The sequence below is a fragment of the Bradyrhizobium sp. AUGA SZCCT0222 genome, assembly GCF_018130205.1.
In the GTDB taxonomy this organism is placed as follows: Bacteria; Pseudomonadota; Alphaproteobacteria; order Rhizobiales; family Xanthobacteraceae; genus Bradyrhizobium.
Genome location: NZ_JAFCLX010000011.1, coordinates 60551 through 80889, shown reverse-complemented (window position 1 = coordinate 80889; position 20339 = coordinate 60551). Strand labels below are relative to the sequence as shown.

Here is a 20339-nt window from a genome sequence, read left to right as displayed (position 1 = left end):
GGTCCGGACCAAGTCCGGGATCTCGAGATTCCGGGTTCGATGCTGCGCATCGCCCCGGAATGACGGGCCTTGACTAAACTCCGCCCGGATAGTTCGGGCTTTCGCGGGTGATGGTGACGTCGTGGACATGGCTTTCGCGCAGGCCCGCGCCGGTGATGCGCACGAACTGCGCCTTCTCGTGGAATTCGGCGAGGTTGCGCGCGCCGACATAGCCCATTGCCGCGCGAAGACCGCCGGCGAGCTGGTGCATGACGTTGCCGACCGGGCCCTTATACGGCACCTGGCCCTCGATGCCCTCGGGCACCAGCTTGAGCGTGTCCTTGATGTCCTGCTGGAAGTAGCGGTCCGCCGAGCCGCGCGCCATCGCGCCGACCGAGCCCATGCCACGATAGGCCTTGTAGGAACGGCCCTGCCACAAGAACACTTCGCCCGGGGTCTCGTCGGTGCCGGCGAGCAAGGAGCCGACCATGGCGATGTCGGCGCCGGCGGCGAGCGCCTTGGCCAGATCGCCGGAATATTTGATGCCGCCGTCGGCGATCACGGGGATGTCGGATTTCTTGGCGGCTTCGACCGCATCCATGATCGCTGTCAGTTGCGGCACGCCGACACCGGCGACGATGCGCGTGGTGCAGATCGAGCCCGGCCCGATGCCGACCTTGATCGCATCCGCACCGGCATCGATCAGCGCCTGCGCGCCTTCCTTGGTGGCGATATTGCCGGCGATGACCTGCACGGCGTTGGAAAGCCGCTTGATGCGATTGACGGCTTCCAGCACCCGCGAGGAGTGGCCGTGCGCGGTATCCACCACAATAAGGTCGACACCGGCGTCGATCAGCAGCTCGGTGCGCTCAAAGCCGCCCTCGCCGACCGTAGTCGCCGCCGCGACGCGAAGCCGTCCCTGCGCGTCCTTGCAGGCGAGCGGATGCGCGACCGCCTTTTCCATGTCTTTCACGGTAATCAGGCCGACGCAGCGATATTGCTCGTCGACCACCAGCAGCTTTTCGATGCGATGCTTGTGCAGCATCCGCTTCGCCTCGTCCTGGCTGACGCCTTCGCGCACCGTGACGAGGCCTTCATGCGTCATCAGCTCGGAGATTTTTTGCCTGGGGTCGGTGGCAAAACGGACGTCGCGGTTGGTGAGGATGCCGACCAGCTTGCCGGGAACGCCCTTGGAGGCACCGGTGACCACGGGAATGCCGGAGAAGCCGTGATCGGTCATCAACGTCATCGCGTCCGACAGCATGGCGTCGGGGCCGATGGTCAGCGGATTGACCACCATGCCGGATTCGTACTTTTTGACCTGCCGCACCTGGGCGGCCTGGCCTTCGGGATCGAAATTGCGGTGAATGACGCCGACGCCGCCGGCCTGCGCCATCGCGATCGCCATCCGCGCTTCGGTCACGGTATCCATTGCGGAAGCAATGATCGGGATGTTGAGCGGGATTGCGCGGGTCACGCGGGAGCGGATATCCGCCTCCGAGGGCAGGATGTCGGAAAGACCGGGTTTGAGCAGCACGTCGTCGAACGTGTAGGCTTCGCGGATAGCCTGAAGTCCCTGCGCCATTTGCCAACTCCTTTCGGCGGCCTTCCGCCGCATATTATTTAAGATGAACGTCGCCTTCGGCTGCGCGAGCGGCGCTGCCGTCGAATCGAAGCCCATCGGTGGGGTTGACGGTGGTCGATAGCATGGCAGGCGGCCGAATCAAAGCGTTTGGCCGCTATGCACAGGCTTTTCCCGAAAAGCCCTTAGTTAAAGGGCCTTAACGTTGATATCCCGGCGGCGGGCCGTGCTGGCGGATCGCCTCCACCACCTCCCGGTGCCGGCGGTCTTCCCGCCTCATGTGAACCGCGATGAGCGCATGCGCCGACGGCACCAGCAACAGGACGTGGAAAAACAGGCCGAAAACCAGGCAAAACACCAGCAGAACGAGGTTGAAGATCGCCGAAAATGGCTGTCCGTTCAGGAGCAGCCCAAGTGGCGGCAACAGCGCGGCGAGCAGGTAGATCATCGTCGGGTCTCCGGTGGCGCCAGTTGGCGGCGTCACGCAGGATTTAGGTGGTTTGCACGGTTCCGCAATGGCCAGCGCCCCCACTCAGATCTCATTCGATCAGGAGGTCGACTGGCACGCCGAGCGCCCGGGCGAACTTCTTCTGCAGTTCGGCCGGACCTTTACGTCGGCCGGTTTCAATCTCTGACAGGTAGTTCTGGCTAATTCCGACCGCCACCGCCAACTCGCCTTGAATCATGTCGCGCCATTCGCGGATAACCCGCACCGCATTGTCTCCGCTTGCGAGACGATCAGTCACGGCTTTCGGCAGAACGACTTCACGGCCTTCCTTGAGATTACGCGTGGAATTGCGGACGATCCGGCTCGCGGCAGCATCTTCCTGTGCCTCGGCGGCGAGAGCTACCAACTGATCATATTCATTGCGCGGCAGCACGGCGAGATCATCACCACTGGGCGTGCGGATAAACTGGACAGAGCTTTTTGCGGTACTGGCTTTCGCCATCGTGTCCTCTCAATCATAAATATCGCGGCGGTGTCCGACCGCGTGAATTGTGATGGTGTTGTCGCTGACCGTGAACACGACGCGCCAATCACCGGAGCGCAACCGCATTCCAGCGACGCCCTTGAGCGCTTTCACATCACCGACGCCGGTTTCCGCGAAAGCCTTCAATTTGAGATCGATCTGCGCGCGTGTCGTCGCGGTAAGTTTCCGCCATTGGCGGACAGCGGCCGAGGTAAACTCGATCTCTTTCACGAACCAAAAATCGCACAATGCGATGGAAAAATCAAGCCACCAATCGCATAATGCGATATCTTGAATCACGCAGGATTTAGGTGGTTTGCACGGTTCCGCAATGGCTTGTCCGACAGCGGGGTGATACAGCCCAATTCACCCCGCCTGCCCTCCCGCACCCCGATTCCCGATGGACAAACAGCGCCTGATCCCGCTCATCGTGGCCACCGCCCTGTTCATGGAAAACATGGACGCGACGGTCATTGCGACGTCGCTGCCGGCGATCGCGGCTGACATCGGCACCAGCCCGCTGACGCTGAAACTTGCGATCACGTCCTACCTGCTCTCGCTCGCGGTGTTCATTCCTGCCAGCGGCTGGACCGCCGACCGCTTCGGCGCGCGGATGGTGTTTTCCATCGCCATCGGTGTCTTCATGCTGGGATCGATCGGCTGCGCGATGTCGACGTCGGTCACGCATTTCGTGATCGCGCGCATCCTGCAGGGTCTCGGCGGCGCGATGATGACGCCAGTCGGACGACTGGTGCTGCTGCGCTCGATCGACAAAAGCGGGTTGGTGCAGGCGATGACATGGGTGACGGTGCCGGCGCTGATCGGCCCGGTGATCGGGCCGCCGCTCGGCGGCTTCATCACCACCTATTTCTCCTGGCACTGGATCTTCCTGATCAACATTCCGATCGGGCTGCTCGGCATCTTCATGGCGATGAAATATATCGACCCGATCCGCAGCGAAGACCCGGAGCGGTTCGATCTCTACGGGCTGGTGCTGGCGGGCATTGGCCTCGCCGGCATCGCCTTCGGCCTCTCGGTCGCCGGGCTCAATCTCCTGCCGTGGACGGTCGTCGCGGGCCTGGTTGCGGTCGGTTCGATCTCGATGGCGCTCTATGTGGTGCATGCGCGGAAGACGGGTTCGCCGGTGCTGGATTTTTCCATGCTGCGGCTGCAGACGCTGCGCGCCAGCATCTACGGCGGCTTCCTGTTCCGGCTCGGGATCGGCGCGCTGCCGTTCCTGCTGCCGCTGCTGATGCAGGAAGGTTTTGGGCTGACGCCGTTCCAGTCCGGCCTCGTGACGTTCTCCTCCGCGGTCGGCGCCATGGGCATGAAGACGCTGGCCGCGCGCATCATCCGCACCTTCGGATTTCGCAACATGATGGCGGTCAACGCCATCATCAGCTCGGTGTTTCTCGCCGCCTGCGCCCTGTTCACCGTGTCGACGCCGCTGACGCTGATCTTCCTCATCCTCGTGGTCGGCGGCTTCTTCCGCTCGCTGCAATTCACCGCGATCAACACCGTCGCTTATGCAGAAGTCGAACCGGCGCAGATGAGCCGCGCCACCACGCTTGTGAGCGTCAACCAGCAGCTGGCTACCTCGGCCGGCGTCGCCGTCGGCGCGTTCTCCGTGGAATCGACCATGCTGTGGCATCACGCCACTGAACTGGATGCAACCATGTTCGGCCCGGCTTTCATCGTGGTCGCGATCATCTCGGCGGTGTCGGCCTGGTTCTTCTGGCAGATGCCCGATGACGCCGGGCACGAAATTTCGGGCCGCAAAGCGGTCGAGATTTCCAGCCGCAAGGGCGCAGAAAAGGCCGCGACCAAAGCCGCCAGCGAAGGCCCCGAGGACACGCGCGATCAGCGGCTGGGATAGATCCGTCACACCCAGTTGATCCCGATACCGGAACATATCCGCGCGCAATCGTTTTTCCTTTCGTACCTGGAAAGGAAAGACACCATGAAACTCGGAACTATCGGATTGGCCGCAGCGCTGACATTTGCGAGCACACTGGCTATCGCACAAACTGGAACCGGCTCGACCGGTGGCAGCACGGCGACCGGCGGATCGACCACAAGCGGCACAACCACGGGGCCGTCGGTCAACAGCACGACGACAGGCAGTTCCACTACCGGCTTGAGCAACGATGCCGGCAGCGCCGCCGCCGGCGCGAACAGCGCGCGGAATCCATCAGGAAATCCCGCAATCAATACCTCCCCCAGCGGATCGCCGGTAACTCCTGCTCCGGGTTCGGGCGTGGGACGATAGCGCCGTGTCGTGACATACGGTTGTATGTGATTTTTATCACTGCGATCCATCGATACACTGGCAAGAATTTCCCTCCTGGCGAGATGGGCTCGCCAGAAATCAAGGAGGGAAACGTCTATGACCAAAGCGAACACGGAAGCTTCAACCAATCGTCTCGACGACACCGATCTGGAACTCGTGAGCGGCGGTGAACGCACCCTTTACGAGAACCTCCATCGGCTGTGGTTCGCGGCAAGCTGCGTCCTCTCAGGCAGCACGCTGACCGTGAAGGGCGATCAGTTGCACTGCAGCTGATACGCTGGCGCGAATAGCGCTTCTGACTCTAACGGCCTCGGCGCCGAAGCTTGAAAGGCGCTGAGGCCGTCATTGCGAGTTTTTGGAAGCTGAGCGGCGACGCCGCGCATGGACCGGCGCCTTCTGCGGACGCGCCAAGCCGCCCCGCCGGCGAAACTGCCTGCGCTTCATTCGATCGCCCCGTCGACGGGCAATCGCGTCGATTTCAGCATGTTTGCACCCGGCCCAATGAAGGCGCAACGCACCGAAGCGCTTACCTACCTGTGGCACAGACCTTGCCTGCAAATGAGCATCTTTGTTCTGCAGAGGGATCGCTGCCCATGTCGCATTCATCGTTTTTCCTCAGCCGCCGGCAGTTTCTGCAGACCACCCTGGCCGGCGCGACAGCTGCAGGTTTCCACGGTTCGGACGTCGCTGCGCAAGGCCGCTCGGAAACATTGCTTGTCGTGCAGGAGCTCGGCCCCAATTCGCTTGATATGCAGGGCGTCGGTTCGAACCAGACCGTCAACGGGCTGTCCTGGAATTGCTACGACCGGCTCCTGACCTACGCGTCAAAAACGCTGCCCGACGGGACGCTGTCCTACGACCGCGAAAAACTCGCGCCTGAACTGGCCGAGAGCTGGGAAGTTGCTGCCGACGGCATGTCCTGCGCGTTCAAGCTGCGCAAGGACGCGAAGTTTCACGACGGCACGCCGGTCACGGCCAGCGACGTCAAATGGTCGTTTGATCGCGCGGTCAAGGTCGGCGGTTTTCCCACCTTTCAGATGTCGGCGGGCTCGCTGGAAAAAACCGAACAGTTCGTCGTCGTCGACGACCACACTTTCCGGATCGACTATGTCCGCAAGGACAAACTGCTGCTGTTCAACGTCGCCGTCGTGGTCCCCTTCATCATCAATTCGCAACTGGCGAAGAAGAATGCGACGCCAGAGGATCCCTGGGCATTGAGCTGGCTGAAGAACAACGAGGCCGGCGGCGGCGCCTACAAGCTTGACAGCTGGAAGCCCGGCACCGAGACCATCCTGACGCGCTTCGACGACTGGAAGAGCGGCCCGCTTCCGAAAATCAAACGCATTATCATGCGGGACATCCCTTCCGCCGGCACGCGGCGGGCCACGCTGGAACGCGGCGATGCGGATCTGTCGAGCGGCTTTGCCCCGCGTGATTTCGATCAGGTCATCAAGGACGGCAAGGTCAAGGTCTCCGGCGTGCCGATCCCGAATGCGCTTTGGTCGTTGGCGCTGAATACCGCCAAGCCGCCGTTCGACAATGTCAAACTGCGCCAGGCGCTCGCCTGGGCGATGCCTTACGAACAGATCCAGAGCAGCGCCTTCTTCGGCCGCGCCGTTCCGATGTATGGCGGCCCCACTGAGGTCTCAAAGCCGGTATGGCCACAACCCTTCCCCTATGTCACCGACCTCGACAAGGCCAAGGCGCTGATGAAGGAGGCCGGTTTTGAGACCGGGTTCGAGACGACGCTCTCGCTCGACACCGGCACGGCAACGGTCGGCGAGCCCACCATCGTGCTTATTCAGGAGAGCCTTGCCAAGATCGGTATCAAGACCGACATCAACAAGATTCCGGGCGCCAACTGGCGGACGACGCTGAACAAGAAGGAATTGCCACTGGCGCTCAACCGATTCAGCGGCTGGCTCGATTATCCCGAATATTACTTCTACTGGAATTTCCACGGCAACAATTCGATCTTCAACATCTCGTCGTACCAGAACAAGGAGATGGACAAGCTGATCGACAAAGCGCGCTTTGCGACCAATGCCGCGGAATACGAAACGACCGTGAAGGCGTTCATTGCGCTGTGCATGCGCGACGTTCCGGTGATTCCGCTTAACCAGCCGATCCACGACGTCGCGATGCAAAAGAACATCGGCGGCTACGAATTCTGGTTTCACCGCGAGCCCGACTTCAGGCAGTTCACCAAGGGTTAGAGCGTTTTCCAGCGAAGTGGACTCCGGTTCGCGTGAAGAAAACGCGCCAAAACAAGAATCGAGAACCCCGTTCCGATTGCATCGGAACGAAAAGGCTCTAGCCGCCGTGGACTGGCCAAGCGCTCCCATTTGAAGCGGAAACAAGCCCTGTCTTGCTGTGTGACGTTGGTCACGGCAAGGGGCCGGCCGATGCCGTATCCCCGTGATCACGGATGGCGGGAATGGTCTCGCTCAAGGACACACGGGAGACGACAATGGTGAACTCTAGGAATTCAGATCAGTCGGTTCGTCTGCTCGACGACGCCGCGCTGGAAGCGGTGGCAGGCGGGGTCAAGGATGGCTGCATTCCGGGACGCCCGGTGCCCAAGCCGCCGTACCCGACCGGCGACTGGACGTTCAAGGACGTCTTCGCGCGTTGGACCATCGGCTAACGATCAATCCCAAACCAACAGGAGACTGACATGACCAAGAATGAACTGAGCCTCGATGAACTGAACAAGGTCGCTGGCGGCATGATCAAGCAGACCGGACCGCGGCTTCCGACCGGGACCGGCCCGACCTTTCCGACCGGCCCGTTTCCGTTCCCGTTCCCGTTTCCGATTCCGTTCGGTCCCTGGAACAAATATTGATCATTCGCGGCATCAGACCGACAGGAGGCCGCCACATCAGGCGGCCTCTTTTGTTGAAAGTCTTTCGTCATTGCGAGCGAAGCGAAGCAATCCATGCTTCCGACCGGGCACGATGGATTGCTTCGCTTCGCTCGCAATGACCGGAAACTTATTGCTGTGACTTCGCGCCGCCGCGAAAGCCCATTGCCAGCACGTAGCGCTCGGATGAGTCCTGGCGGCTTGACGCCGGTTTGACGTGTTTGACGGTGGCAAAATCGCGCTTCAGCTGCGCCAGCAGTTCGCCTTCGGCGCCGCTCTGAAACACTTTTGCGACGAAAGTGCCGCCGGGATTGAGCACCTCGGTGGCGAACGCCGCCGCGGTTTCGACCAGCCCGATGATGCGGAGCTGATCGGTCTTGCGATGGCCCGTGGTATTGGCAGCCATGTCGGACAGCACGACGTCGGCGCGGCCGCCCATCATCGCCAGCAGTTTTTCCGGCGCGTCATCGCTAAGGAAATCGAGCTGCGCGAAGGTGACACCCGGCACTTCCGGCATCTCCAGCAAATCGATCGCGACCACTTTGCCCTTCCCGTTGGCCGCCCCGATGCGTTTGGCCGCAACCTGGCTCCAGCCGCCGGGGGCAGCGCCCAGATCGACCACGGAGATGCCTGACTTCAGGAAGCGGTGCTTGTCGTCGATCTCGATCAGCTTGTAGGCCGCGCGCGAGCGCCATCCGTCCTTTTTGGCCTGCGCCACATAGGGATCGTTGAGCTGCCGTTCCAGCCAGAGCTTTGATGACAGCTTGCGCTTGCCACCAGACTTGACCGTGACGTGCAACCGGCCGGTGGTGTCTTTCGCCATACGGATGCTTGCCTTTGGATACTATTGAAACGCGATACAGTGGTTCTCCCTCTCCCCGTTCTTCACGGGGAGAGGGTTGGGGTGAGGGGCTCTATCCGCGAAATTGGTTCCAGTTGATGGACCTGTACCCCCTCTCCCGGATCACATCTGCGATGTGATCCGACCTCTCCCCGCAAGCGGGGCGAGGTAAGCCAGGCCGCACGTGCGCCGCCTTAGCACGACCGCAGCGCGCCGTCCTCCCGCATCATTTCGACCAGCATGCCCTCGCGCAGGCCGCGGTCGGCGACGCGCAGCCGCGGCAGCGGGAACGCGTCGCGGATCGCGTCGAGAATGGCGCAACCGGCCAGCACCAGATCGGCGCGCTCAATGCTGATGCAATTGTTGTTGGCGCGCTCCTGATAGCTCATGCCGAGCAGCCGCTGGATCACCGAGGTGACGTCGGAATTGTTCATCCAGATGCCGTCGATGCGGCGCCGGTCGTAGCGCTGCAAATTGAGAAACACGCCGGCCAGCGTCGTCACGGTGCCCGACGTGCCGAGCAGATGCATGTCACGCAGATCACCGCCGTGCTCGGCCGCAAACGGCGCCACATATTGCGCGACCTCGGCGATCATCCGCGAATAGGATTCGGCCGTGACGTCCTTGCCGCCGAAATGCTCGGCGATGGTGACGACGCCGAGCGGGATCGACATCCAGGCCTTGATCCGCGGGACGGCGTTTTCTTCCCCTGGATCGCGCTCGATCCGGACCAGTTCCGTCGATCCGCCGCCGATATCGAACAGGATGGCGCCCCGCCCTTTGGGGTCGAGCAGCGGCGAGCAGCCGATCACCGCGAGCGTCGCCTCGGTCTCGCGATCGATCACCTCGAGCCGGATGCCGGTGTCTTTTGCCACCCTCTCGCGAAAGCTTTCGGCATTGGCCGCGGCGCGGCAGGCTTCGGTTGCGATCAACCGCAGGCGCCGAGCCTTGCGGTAGCGGATCTTGTCGCTGCAGATACTCAAGGCCGCAATGGCACGGTCAATCGCCGCTTCGCTGATGGAACCGGTCGAGGAGATGCCCTCGCCCAGCCGGATGATCCGCGAGAACGAATCGACCACGCGGAAGCCGTCGCCGGCCGGACAGGCGATCAGGAGCCGGCAGTTGTTGGTGCCAAGGTCGAGCGCGGCGTAGACGCCGCTTTCCGCCCCTGCCACAGCAGACCCTGACGGGCTTGCGCGGGCCGCAAGGCCATCGGCAAGCCGCGTATCCTCGTTCATCAAAACTGTCTTTCCGCGGCTTTGCTGCCGCCGAAGAATGAGCGCTCACGGAAACTTTAGCAGCGCCAAGGGCCTACGCAACATCCCATCACATAGGACCATGCCCAAACAGGCGTTGTCGCTGGGGGATCGGTGGGTTATTTGGTTCCGAGCCCGCGAAAGTCGCGGAAATCCAAGCATTTCAGGTATTTTTCGATGCAAGATCATACGTCGCCATCGTCGCTGGAAAACGCTATCGCAGTGCAAAAATACGGCGTCGGGCAGCCTGTGCGCCGCAAGGAAGACGACACGCTGGTTCGCGGCAAGGGCAAATACACCGATGATTTCAGCCTGCCGGGCCAGGCCTATGCCTGGATCGTGCGCTCCAGCCACGCCCACGGAATCATCCGCAGCATCGATATCAAGGCGGCGCGGACCATGCCGGGCGTGCTCGGCGCCTGGACCGGCCAGGACCTCGTGGCCGCCGGCTACAACCCCTTCACCTGCGGCCTGCCGCTGAAGAGCCGCGACGGCTCGCCGCTGCTGCAGACCAACCGCATGGCCTTGGCGACCGACAAGGTGCGCTTCGTCGGCGATCCCGTGGCCTATGTCGTCGCCGAAACGCTGGCGCAGGCGCGTGATGCGGCGGAAGCCGTCGAGTTCGATATCGAGCCGCTGCCCGCGGTGACCAGTGCCGAGGAAGCGGCAAAGCCCGGCGCGCCGCAGCTCTACGATCACATCCCCAACAACACAGCGCTCGACTATCACTATGGCGATGCAGCGAAGATCGATGCGGCATTCGCCGGCGCCGCGCATGTAACAAAGCTCGATATCGTCAACACCCGCGTCGCCGTGGTGTCGATGGAGCCGCGCGTGGCGCTGGCTTCCTACGACAAGGCCAGCGAGCGCTTCACGATCCAGGTGCCGACCCAGGGCGTTTCCGGCAACAAGGTCACGTTCGCAAAGATCCTGAACGTGCCGAACGACAAGGTTCGTATCCTGACCGCCAATGTCGGCGGCTCGTTCGGCATGAAGAACATGAACTATCCGGAATACACCTGCATCGCGCATGCCTCGAAGGTGCTGGGCCGCCCGGTGAAGTGGACCGACGAGCGCTCGACCAGCTTCCTGTCCGACAGCCACGGCCGCGCGCAGATCATGCATTGCGAACTGGCGCTCGACGCCGAGGGTAAATTCCTCGCCGTGCGTCTCCAAGGCTACGGCAATCTCGGCGCCTACATCACCGGCGTGGCGCCGGGCCCGCTGTCGCTCAACACCGCCAAGAACCTTGCGAGCGTCTATCGTACGCCGCTGCTCGGCGTCGACATCAAGACGGTGCTGACCAACACCACCTTGATGGGCGCCTATCGCGGCGCCGGCCGGCCCGAGGCCAATTACTATATGGAGCGGCTAATCGACCGCGCCGCCGATGAAATGGGCATCAACCGGCTCACCCTGCGCAAGCGCAACTTCATCAAGCCGGCGCAACTACCGTTCCCGGCGGCATCCGGCGTCACCTATGACAGCGGCGATTTCCAGGGCGTGTTTGCGAAAGCGCTGGAATTGTCCGACCACGCCAATTTTGCCAAGCGTAAAAAGGAAAGCAAGAAGCAGGGCAAATTGCGTGGGATTGCCGTCGGCTCCTATCTCGAAGTCACCGCACCGCCGAGCGGTGAACTCGGCAAGATCAATTTCGAGCCGGACGGATCGGTGAAGCTGACCACCGGCACGCTCGATTACGGCCAGGGGCATGCCACGCCGTTTGCGCAGGTACTGTCCGCAGAGCTCGGTGTACCCTTCGAGAAGGTCACGCTCGAACAGGGCGACAGCGATCTCGTGCGTTTCGGCAACGGCACCGGTGGCTCGCGCTCGATCACCGCGACCGGTCAGGCGATCGTCGAAGCCGCGGCGCTCGTGGTCGCCAAGGGCAAGCAGGCGGCGGCGCATCTGATGGAAGCCAGCGAGGGCGACATCGAATTCGGCAATGGCCGCTTCACCATCGCCGGCACCGACCGCTCGATCGGCATCATGGAGCTGGCGCAGCGGCTGCGCGACGGCAAGGTGCCGGAGGGCGTGCCCGATACGCTCGACGTCGACCACGCCACCAAGGACACGCCGTCGACCTTCCCCAATGGCTGCCACGTCGCTGAGGTCGAGATCGATCCCGACACCGGGGTTACGAAAATCGTGCGCTACACCGGGATCAGCGACTTCGGCACCATCGTCAATCCGATGATCGTCGACGGCCAGCTGCATGGCGGCGTCGCGCAAGGCATCGGCCAGGCGCTGATGGAGGAAGTCAGCTACGATTCCAGCGGCCAGCCGATCACCGGCTCGTTCATGGATTATGCGATGCCGCGCGCCGGCGACATCCCGCTGATGGCAACCGCCGATCATCCCTCGCCCGCCAAATCCAATCCGCTCGGCACCAAGGGCTGCGGCGAAGCCGGCTGCGCCGGCAGCCTCGCCTGCATCGTCAACGCTGTCATCGATGCGCTGTCGGAGTACGGCATTTCGGAGATCGATATGCCATTGACATCGGAACGCGTCTGGCGTGCGATCCAGGAGGCCAAGGCGAGGAAGGCGGCATAGGATGCAACCAGCCATCATCGGTGAACTCCGCGCAGCGTTCGACGCGACAACGGTCCTGACCGACGCCGATATCGATGCGCGCTATCACACCGACATGGCCGGCATTGCCGTCGCGCCGCCGCTCGCGGTGATGCGGCCGCACTCGACCGAGGACGTCTCGCGATTCCTGGCGATCTGCCACCGGGCGCGCGTTGCGGTCACGACCCAGGGCGGCATGACCGGACTCGTCGGCGCCACGATGCCGATGGCCGGCGAAATCGTGCTGTCGATGGAACGCATGAACGCGATCGAGGAGGTCGATACCGGCGGCGGGGTCGTCATCGCCCAGGCCGCCGTGCCGCTGCAGCGCGTGCATGAGCGCGTCGCGCAAGACGGCTTCATGTACCCTCTCGATCTCGGCGCCCGCGGCAGCTGCACGATCGGCGGCAACATCTCGACCAACGCCGGCGGCAATCGGGTGATCCGCTATGGCATGACGCGCGATCTCGTGCTCGGGCTCGAAGCGGTGCTCGCTGACGGCACCGTGCTCAAGGGCGTGCGCAAATACATCAAGAACAACACCGGCACCGACCTCAAGCAATTGTTCATCGGCACCGAAGGCACGCTCGGCGTGGTGACGCGCGCCGCATTGCGGATTTTCCCGGCGCCGGCCGAACAGCAGGTGGTGCTGTGCGCGCTGCCGAGTTTCGACAAGGTCCGGGCGATGCTCGACCTGGCGCGCAAGCGGCTTGGCGGCGAACTGACCGCGTTCGAGGTGATGTGGAACAGCTATTACCGCCTTGTGACGCAGCTGGTGCGAGGCGTCGCCGCGCCGCTGCCGGCCACCCATCCCTTCTACCTGCTGATGGAATCCTCGGGCAGCAATGCCGAGCGACTCCGCGCCGACGTTGAAAGTCTGCTCGAAGAGGCGCTCGGTGAAGGCATCATCCTCGATGCGATCATTGCCAATTCAGGTGCTTCTACAGCCGCGATCTGGCGGGTTCGCGATTCCAGCGTCGAACTCAGCCGGGCGACCGCGCCGATCGTCGGCTTCGACATCAGCCTCGCCATCGACCAGATGGAACCGTTCACGGAAGCCGTCGCAAAGGCGATCAAGGCGGTCGACAAGGACGCCTACACCATCGTGCTCGGGCATGTCGGCGACGGCAACCTGCACGTCAACACAAAATACTCGCCTCCGGCCGACAAGCATGAAGAGATGAAGAAGCTGGTCTTCGGCCTCACCAGCGAGTTCGGCGGTTCGATCTCGGCCGAGCACGGCATCGGCATCTCCAGGCGGCCATATCTCAAGCTCAGCCGCACCGCAGAGGAGATCGAGACCATGCGCACGCTGAAGCGCGCGCTCGATCCGCATCACATCCTCAATCCCGGTCGCGTCTTCGAAATGTGAAGAGCGCCGACTAGGCGGCGAGCTTCAAAGCGCGCTCCAGGAGCTCCAGCCGGTCCTGGCCCCAGAAGATCTCGCCCGAGGGCAAGACGTAACTGGGCGCGCCGAACACGCCCGCCTTCAGGGCATCCTGCGTGTATTGCTCATACAGCGCATCGAGTTCGGCGTCCGATGGGCCGCCGGCCCGCAGCGCGGCGGCATCGAGGCCGGCGCGTTGCGCTGATGATGCCATCACCGCGGGGTCCGCAAACGATTCCTCGCGCTCCCAGATGGCGCGCGCCAGCTCCAGCGACAATTTATGAGCGTCCTTGCCCTGCAGCTTGGCCGCGATCACGAGGCGCGTCGCCGCCGCGTCATCGCTGGGGAAGAATTTAGGCTCGACATTGAGCGGAAGCCCCCGCACCTCGCGCCAGCGCCTGAGCTCCATCAGCCGGTAAGCCTGCCGCTGCGGCGAGCGCTTTGGCAGCGGCAGCCCGCCGGTCTGCTCGAAAATCGGGCCGAACTTGGCGGGCTTGACGTTGACTTGTGCGCCATAGCGCCGCGCGATTTCGGCGAACGGGCCGCTGCCCATGTAGGTCCAGGGCGAGTTCAGCGACAGATAGTAGTCGATGGTAATGGCCATGGTTACGCCGCCACCTGTTCGCGCGGCTGGTAGATCGCGGTGTGGTGGCAATGCGCCAGCGGCGTCTGGCCGTTGGCTACCACCAGTGCGTCGAGTTCGACGAAACGGTGCCCCTTCTTGTCGTAATTGCCGATCACTTTGGCGCGGGCGGTCAATTCATCGCCGATGCGGGCCGCGGACAGGAGCTGCATCCTTGTGCCGACATGAATCCATGGGCCCATGATGGCGTTGTCGACCAGCACCATGTTCATCACCCGCGGCAACAGGCCGGGGTGGCCGAGTCCTTCCTGCGCGTAGATCGCTTCGGTTTCGCGAATATCCGCCAGATATTGTTTTGCCGCGTCCGTCGCCCAGGTGCGCGGCGCCGCGCCGAGCCATTTACCCAGCGCATAGGAGGTCGCGTCGACCGGCTTGCGCTCGCCCACCGCCGCGACCTCGACAAAGTCGGAAAGCGAGAATGATGGCGCTGCCGATGGCAGCGAAGCCGTGCCGGTCGCACAAATATCTCCCCGGCTCTCGACCTCGATCGCGAGCACGCCGTTGCTTTCTTCGCCCATGACATCGGCCTGCTCGCCGTCATAGACCGGCTTGACGAAGCGCGCCTCGATCAGTCCACGCTCGAGAAAGGCCCGGCCCCATTTTGCGACCGGCAGGTGCATCATGTAGGCCATGACATCGACGCCGGGCACCAGACCGCCGCTAAACCCATAGCGCTTCGCCACCGTGTCATCGTGCATCTTGTTCTCGGAATGCCTGGAAGTGTTGTAGGCCGAGACGCGATACGGCCCGATCCGGCTTGTCATGCCCGTTTCCTCTATTTTCTTGTTGTTTCCGGGCGTTATCGTACGCAAAGAAAGTGTCGTGGCAAGCGTGTTCCCCGGCCTGTTTTCCTCGCATTTTTCCGCCCCATGGAGTACCACGCGCGGACGAGACGAACTGACCGAATCCACCCCGATGAACTGACCTGAAGTGCCTGACTTGAACCCACCCCGCATCTATGTCGACGCCGACGCCTGCCCGGTCAAGGACGAGATCTACAAGGTCGCGAGCCGGCACGGCCTGCCCGTCAGCGTGGTCGCGGGCAATTTCATCCGCGTGCCGCAGGACCCGCTGATCGAGCGGATCGCCGCCGGCGCCGGGATGGATGCCGCCGACGACTGGATTGCGGAACGCGCCGGCAGAGGCGATATCGTCATCACCTCCGATATTCCGCTGGCGAGCCGTTGCGTGAAAGCCGGCGCCGAGGTGCTGGCACCGAACGGCAAGCCGTTCACCGAACAGTCGATCGGCATGACGCTCGCGGTACGCAACCTGATGACCGACCTGCGCTCATCAGGCGAAGTGACGGGCGGCCCGCGATCCTTTGCGCCGCGCGATCGCTCGGCGTTCCTCTCCGCGCTCGACCAGACCATCCGGCGCATCCAGCGTCAGCGGGCTTTGCCGCCTGCGCCGAACCAGAATTGAGCTGAACGATGGCGCCGCCGCTGATCCAGTTGAAAGATATCGCGCTGACCTTTGGCGGCACGCCGCTGTTATCCGGCGTGGAACTGTCCGTATCGACGGCCGAGCGCGTGTGTTTGATCGGCCGCAACGGCTCCGGCAAATCGACGCTGCTGAAGATCGCCGCCGGGCTCGTCGAGCCCGACAGCGGCAGCCGCTTCGTGCAGCCCGGCGCCACCATCCGCTATCTGCCGCAGGAGCCTGATTTCGGCGCGCACAAGACGACGCTGGCCTATGTCGAGGCCGGACTCAATCCGGGCGACGACCATTATCAGGCGCGCTATCTCATCGAGCAGCTGGGCTTGAGCGGCGATGAAGATCCCGCCCATGTCTCGGGCGGTGAAGCCCGCCGCGCGGCGCTGGCGCGGGTGTTGGCGCCCGCCCCCGACATTTTGCTGCTGGACGAGCCGACCAACCATCTCGATCTCACCACCATCGAATGGCTGGAAGGCGAGCTGGAGAGCCGCCGCTGTGCGCTGGTCATCATCAGCCATGACCGCCGCTTCCTCTCCAACCTGTCGCGCTCCACCGCCTGGCTCGACCGCGGCCAGATCAAGCAGATCGATCGCGGCTTTTCCGCTTTCGAGGCCTGGCGCGACGAGGTGCTGGCCGAGGAAGAGCGCGACCAGCACAAGCTCGATCGCAAGATCGTCAACGAAGAGCATTGGCTGCGCTACGGCGTCTCCGGCCGCCGCAAGCGCAACGTCAAGCGGCTCGGCAATCTGCATGCCCTGCGCGACCAGCGGCGCACTTATCGCGGCGCGACCGGGAACGCGAGCCTCGCCGCCGCCGAAGCGGACAAATCGGGCAAGCTGGTGATCGAGGCCAAGAACATCGGCAAATCCTTTGGCGACCGCAAAATCGTCGACGGATTCTCGATCCGGGTCCAGCGCGGCGACCGCATCGGCATCGTCGGCCCGAACGGCGCCGGCAAGACCACGCTCATTGACATGCTGACCGGCGGCAGCCCGCCCGACAGCGGCACGATCCGGCTCGGCGCCAATATCGAAATGGCGACGCTGGACCAGCACCGCGAAAGCCTCGACCCCAAATCGACGCTGGCCGACGCCCTGACCGGGGGCGGCAGCGACCACGTCATGATCGGCGGGAAGCCGAAGCATGTCGTCAGCTACATGAAGGACTTTTTGTTCGCGCAGGAGCAGATGCGCACGCCGCTGGAGGTACTGTCGGGCGGCGAACGCGGGCGGCTGATGCTGGCGCGCTCGTTGGCCAAGGCATCCAACCTGCTGGTGCTCGACGAGCCGACCAACGATCTCGACCTCGAAACCCTCGACGTGCTCGAGGAAATGCTCGGCGACTACGAAGGCACGGTGATCCTGATCAGCCATGACCGCGACTTTCTCGACCGCGTCGTGACCTCGGTGATCGCGCCCGAAGGTGACGGAAGCTGGATCGAATATGCCGGCGGCTACACCGACATGCTGGCGCAGCGCGGCGCGGACCTGAAGCGCGAGGCGGTAAAGGTCGCCGATGAGAAACGGGAAGCGAGGGTTGCCGCTGGATCGCCCCAGGCCGGACCGAAACGGCGCCTGAACTTCAACGAAAAGCACGCGCTGGAAACGCTGCCCAAGACCATGGCGAAGCTGCAAGCCGAGATCGCCAAGCAGCAGCGCATCCTCGACGATACCGATCTCTACAAGAAGAACCGCAAGAAGTTTGATTCCGCCTCCGATGCGCTTACAAAGGCGCAGAAGGACTTGCAGGAAGCCGAGGACAAGTGGCTGGAGCTTGAAGTGCTTCGGGAAGAGATTGAACAGGCTTAAAGGCTAATGTTTCCTTCCGTCATTGCGAGGAGCGAAGCGACGAAGCAATCCATACTTGCTTTGCCGCACCATGGATTGCTTCGCTTCGCTCGCAATGACGGGGATGAACTGGAGTGAAAAAATGACCACACCTCTCGCCGCCAAGATCGCCCGTGAATACGGCACCCCCGCCGCCGTGATCGACATGGACCGGGTCGAGCGCAACATCGCGCGCATCCAGGCGGCTTGCGATGCCGCAGGCGTCGCCAACCGGCCGCATATCAAGACCCACAAGAGCCCGCTGCTTGCGACCATGCAGATCAAGGCCGGCGCCAAGGGCATCACCTGCCAGAAGCTCGGTGAAGCCGAAGTGATGGCAGACGCCGGGATCGACGACATCCTGATCAGCTACAATCTGATCGGTGAGGAGAAGATGGCCCGGCTCGGCGCGCTGCAGGGCAAGGCCCACATGACGGTCGCCTGCGACAATTCCGTCGTGGTGGCGGGCCTGCCGCAAGCGGCCGCAGCATCCGGCCGCCCGCTGTCGGTGGTGGTTGAGTGCGACACAGGCCGCAAGCGTGCCGGCGTCGAGACGCCTGCCGAAGCCATTGCGTTGGCACGCGAGATCGCAGCGTCAAAAGGGCTGAAATTCGCTGGCTTCATGCTGTACCCGACAGAAACCGGCTGGGCGGAAGCGCAGAAGTTCTTTGACGAGGCGCTGGCAGGCGTCCGCGCGCTCGGCCTCGACGTCACCATGGTCTCGACCGGCGGCTCGCCGAACATGAAGAATGTCGGCAAGCTCAAGGGCGCCACCGAGCATCGGCCCGGCACCTACATCTACAACGACCGCATGCAGGTCGCCGCCGGCGTCGCCAGCTGGGACGATTGCGCGCTCAGGATCTATTCGACGGTCGTCAGCCGCGCCGGTCCGGATCGCGGCATTCTCGATGCCGGCTCCAAGACACTGACGTCCGACACCGGCGGGCTCGAAGGCCACGGCCTGATCCTCGAGCATCCCGAGGCGAAAATCGCGCGTTTTGCCGAAGAGCATGGCTTCCTCGACCTCACCCGCAGCAATACACGCCCGAACGTCGGCGACGTCGTGCGGATCGTGCCCAACCATGTCTGCGTCGTCGTCAACATGATGGACGAAGTGGTGATGGTGCGCGGCGAGGAGATTCTTGGAACGCTGCCGGTCGCGGCGCGGGGGAAGCTGCGGTAGTTGCCGGTCCGTAGGATGGGTAGAGCGGAGCGAAACCCATCCTCTATCCCAGTGACGTGATGTGATGGGTTTCGCTTACGCTATACCCATCCAACGATCGAGCCACTTCAACACGCCCCTACCCGCCGCAGCACCCGTTGCAAACGACGCCTGCAGCAGATAGCCGCCGGTGGGAGCTTCCCAATCGAGCATTTCACCGGCCGCGAATACGCCGGGCAAACGACGGATCATGGAATCGGCGTCGAGTTCATCGAAGGCGATACCGCCTGCGGTCGAGATCGCGCGCGCGATCGGCGCGACGCCGTTGAGTTCTATGGGCACGGCGTTGATCAGACGCGCTAGGTTGGCCGGTGACAATGACGCCAGCGCCACGCCGGTTGTCTTCGCCGCCTCCTGCAGCAATCCAATCGCGACCGGCGAGAGATGCGCGGCCTTGCGCAGGAAGTTCGACTGGGATTGTTTGCCCTTTGACGCGGACAGCCGCGCGGTCAATTCCTCGATCGCCAGATCGGGCCGTAGCGCGACGTGCAGCGTCGCCTTCCCTGCGCTGAGGATCGCTTCGCGCAAGTCCGCCGAGAGCGCATAGATCGCGCCACCTTCGATGCCCGTGCGGGTGATAATGGCCTCACCGCGAACGCTGTGTGCGCCAGACGTCAACGCCACGCCCTTGAGCGGCTGGCCTTCGAACCGATCTCGGAAAATGTCCGACCAGGCGATGGTGAAGCCGGAATTGGCGGGACGAAGCATTGATATCGTCACGCCCTTGGCGGCAAGCGTTTCCGCCCATGCACCGTCGGAGCCGAGCCGTGGCCAGCTAGCGCCGCCGAGCGCCAGCACGGTTGCTGTCGCCTCGATCTCGCGTTGGCCATCGGGTGTTTGAAAAAGCAAGCGGCCGTTGTCATCCCACCCGGTCCAGCGATGGCGCAGCCCGAGCTGAACGCCCTGCGAGTCCAGCCGCCGCAGCCATGCCCGCAGCAGCGGTGAGGCCTTGAACGCCTTTGGGAAAACCCGGCCGCTGGAGCCGACGAAGGTCGGCTGCCCCAGCGCCTCGCTCCAGTCGCGCAGCGCCTGCGGCGGAAAGGCGTCGATGGCCGCCTTCAGGTTCGGCATTGCTTCGGCGTATCGCGCAAGAAACGCGGGCAGCGGTTCGCTGTGCGTGAGATTGAGCCCGCCCCGCCCGGCCATCAGCAGCTTGCGGCCGGCGGACGGCATCGCGTCATAGACGGTGACGGCAGCACCGCCTTGCGCGAGCACTTCGGCGGCCATCAGGCCGGCGGGGCCGGCGCCGATGATGGCGACTTGGGTTTGAGTCGAGGACATTTCGTAATGTAGGCCGGATCACGCGCAACAAGAACAGTCGTCATGCCCGGGCTTGTCCCGGGCATCCACGACTTGCTTTCGATGCGGCCCTAGAGACGTGGATGGCCGGGTCAAGCCCGGCCATGACGATGGGATGGTTCGTCATTCCGGGATGGTGCGCTAGCACCAGACCTCAGGGGCGCAATTGCGC

20 protein-coding genes are annotated in these 20339 nt (G+C 63.3%); 10 read left to right on the top strand and 10 right to left on the bottom strand.

From position 1 onward, the window contains the following. Nucleotides 1-73: 73 nt before the first annotated feature. From guaB to JQ629_RS12220, 4 genes are all read right to left on the bottom strand, one after another. Nucleotides 74-1564, bottom strand: coding sequence for an IMP dehydrogenase (guaB, locus tag JQ629_RS12235; RefSeq protein ID WP_212264907.1), 1491 nt, complete (start codon nucleotides 1562-1564; stop codon nucleotides 74-76). Nucleotides 1565-1760: 196 nt separating this feature from the next. Beyond that, entirely contained in the window at nucleotides 1761-2009 is a 249-nt protein-coding gene (locus JQ629_RS12230) for a hypothetical protein (protein WP_212264908.1), read from the bottom strand. A 91-nt stretch (nucleotides 2010-2100) separates the two neighbouring features. After that, nucleotides 2101-2511, bottom strand: a complete 411-nt coding sequence (locus JQ629_RS12225) for a helix-turn-helix transcriptional regulator (protein ID WP_212412885.1) — start codon at nucleotides 2509-2511, stop codon at nucleotides 2101-2103. A gap of 9 nt (nucleotides 2512-2520) precedes the next feature. After that, nucleotides 2521-2763, bottom strand: coding sequence for a type II toxin-antitoxin system RelE family toxin (locus JQ629_RS12220; RefSeq protein WP_212412884.1), 243 nt, complete (start codon nucleotides 2761-2763; stop codon nucleotides 2521-2523). A 169-nt stretch (nucleotides 2764-2932) separates the two neighbouring features. On the opposite strand from JQ629_RS12220, the gene JQ629_RS12215 reads away from it, so the two are divergent. Beyond that, on the top strand, nucleotides 2933-4408 hold the full coding sequence (locus JQ629_RS12215; protein WP_212412883.1) for an MFS transporter: 1476 nt from the start codon (nucleotides 2933-2935) through the stop codon (nucleotides 4406-4408). Between the two features lie 5 nt (nucleotides 4409-4413). On the opposite strand, the gene JQ629_RS12210 is transcribed toward JQ629_RS12215, so the two are convergent. Further along, nucleotides 4414-4935, bottom strand: a complete 522-nt coding sequence (locus JQ629_RS12210) for a hypothetical protein (RefSeq protein WP_212412882.1) — start codon at nucleotides 4933-4935, stop codon at nucleotides 4414-4416. On the opposite strand from JQ629_RS12210, the gene JQ629_RS12205 reads away from it, so the two are divergent. The 4 genes from JQ629_RS12205 to JQ629_RS12190 all read left to right on the top strand — a co-directional run bounded on the left by JQ629_RS12205 (nucleotide 4919) and on the right by JQ629_RS12190 (nucleotide 7667). After that, the gene (locus JQ629_RS12205; RefSeq protein WP_212034130.1) at nucleotides 4919-5095 is read left to right on the top strand and encodes a hypothetical protein; all 177 of its coding nucleotides are present in this window, start codon (nucleotides 4919-4921) and stop codon (nucleotides 5093-5095) included. The two genes, JQ629_RS12210 and JQ629_RS12205, sit on opposite strands and share 17 nt — an antisense overlap. Before the next feature lie 320 nt (nucleotides 5096-5415). Then, the gene (locus JQ629_RS12200) at nucleotides 5416-7038 is read left to right on the top strand and encodes an ABC transporter substrate-binding protein (RefSeq protein WP_212412881.1); all 1623 of its coding nucleotides are present in this window, start codon (nucleotides 5416-5418) and stop codon (nucleotides 7036-7038) included. A 254-nt stretch (nucleotides 7039-7292) separates the two neighbouring features. Next, nucleotides 7293-7469, top strand: coding sequence for a hypothetical protein (locus JQ629_RS12195; RefSeq protein WP_212412880.1), 177 nt, complete (start codon nucleotides 7293-7295; stop codon nucleotides 7467-7469). A 30-nt stretch (nucleotides 7470-7499) separates the two neighbouring features. Then, on the top strand, nucleotides 7500-7667 hold the full coding sequence (locus JQ629_RS12190; protein ID WP_212412879.1) for a hypothetical protein: 168 nt from the start codon (nucleotides 7500-7502) through the stop codon (nucleotides 7665-7667). A 148-nt stretch (nucleotides 7668-7815) separates the two neighbouring features. On the opposite strand, the gene JQ629_RS12185 is transcribed toward JQ629_RS12190, so the two are convergent. Together JQ629_RS12185 and JQ629_RS12180 are read right to left on the bottom strand one after the other, a co-directional pair. Continuing rightward, nucleotides 7816-8508: an RlmE family RNA methyltransferase gene (locus JQ629_RS12185; protein ID WP_212034132.1), complete on the bottom strand. Its 693-nt coding sequence runs from the start codon at nucleotides 8506-8508 to the stop codon at nucleotides 7816-7818. Nucleotides 8509-8720: 212 nt separating this feature from the next. Next, entirely contained in the window at nucleotides 8721-9764 is a 1044-nt protein-coding gene (locus JQ629_RS12180; RefSeq protein WP_212412878.1) for a Ppx/GppA phosphatase family protein, read from the bottom strand. 195 nt (nucleotides 9765-9959) lie between these two features. On the opposite strand from JQ629_RS12180, the gene JQ629_RS12175 reads away from it, so the two are divergent. Then, nucleotides 9960-12335, top strand: coding sequence for a xanthine dehydrogenase family protein molybdopterin-binding subunit (locus tag JQ629_RS12175; RefSeq protein ID WP_212412877.1), 2376 nt, complete (start codon nucleotides 9960-9962; stop codon nucleotides 12333-12335). Nucleotide 12336: 1 nt separating this feature from the next. After that, nucleotides 12337-13725 (top strand): FAD-binding oxidoreductase, encoded by a 1389-nt coding sequence (locus JQ629_RS12170; RefSeq protein ID WP_212412876.1) that lies wholly within the window; start codon nucleotides 12337-12339, stop codon nucleotides 13723-13725. A gap of 10 nt (nucleotides 13726-13735) precedes the next feature. Here the strand turns inward: JQ629_RS12170 and JQ629_RS12165 are convergent, their stop codons facing one another. Together JQ629_RS12165 and JQ629_RS12160 are read right to left on the bottom strand one after the other, a co-directional pair. Beyond that, complete coding sequence (locus JQ629_RS12165) at nucleotides 13736-14344, bottom strand: 2-hydroxychromene-2-carboxylate isomerase (RefSeq protein WP_212388741.1); 609 nt, start codon at nucleotides 14342-14344, stop codon at nucleotides 13736-13738. A 2-nt stretch (nucleotides 14345-14346) separates the two neighbouring features. After that, nucleotides 14347-15147 (bottom strand): hypothetical protein, encoded by an 801-nt coding sequence (locus JQ629_RS12160; protein WP_212412875.1) that lies wholly within the window; start codon nucleotides 15145-15147, stop codon nucleotides 14347-14349. Nucleotides 15148-15322: 175 nt separating this feature from the next. On the opposite strand from JQ629_RS12160, the gene JQ629_RS12155 reads away from it, so the two are divergent. The 3 genes from JQ629_RS12155 to JQ629_RS12145 all read left to right on the top strand — a co-directional run bounded on the left by JQ629_RS12155 (nucleotide 15323) and on the right by JQ629_RS12145 (nucleotide 18829). Beyond that, nucleotides 15323-15808 (top strand): YaiI/YqxD family protein, encoded by a 486-nt coding sequence (locus tag JQ629_RS12155; RefSeq protein WP_212388745.1) that lies wholly within the window; start codon nucleotides 15323-15325, stop codon nucleotides 15806-15808. A gap of 8 nt (nucleotides 15809-15816) precedes the next feature. Next, entirely contained in the window at nucleotides 15817-17628 is a 1812-nt protein-coding gene (locus tag JQ629_RS12150) for an ABC-F family ATP-binding cassette domain-containing protein (RefSeq protein ID WP_212412874.1), read from the top strand. Nucleotides 17629-17749: 121 nt separating this feature from the next. Beyond that, entirely contained in the window at nucleotides 17750-18829 is a 1080-nt protein-coding gene (locus JQ629_RS12145; RefSeq protein WP_212412873.1) for a D-TA family PLP-dependent enzyme, read from the top strand. Nucleotides 18830-18904: 75 nt separating this feature from the next. Here JQ629_RS12145 and JQ629_RS12140 read toward each other — a convergent pair whose 3' ends face one another. Next, complete coding sequence (locus tag JQ629_RS12140) at nucleotides 18905-20149, bottom strand: BaiN/RdsA family NAD(P)/FAD-dependent oxidoreductase (RefSeq protein ID WP_212412872.1); 1245 nt, start codon at nucleotides 20147-20149, stop codon at nucleotides 18905-18907. Nucleotides 20150-20339: the final 190 nt, after the last annotated feature.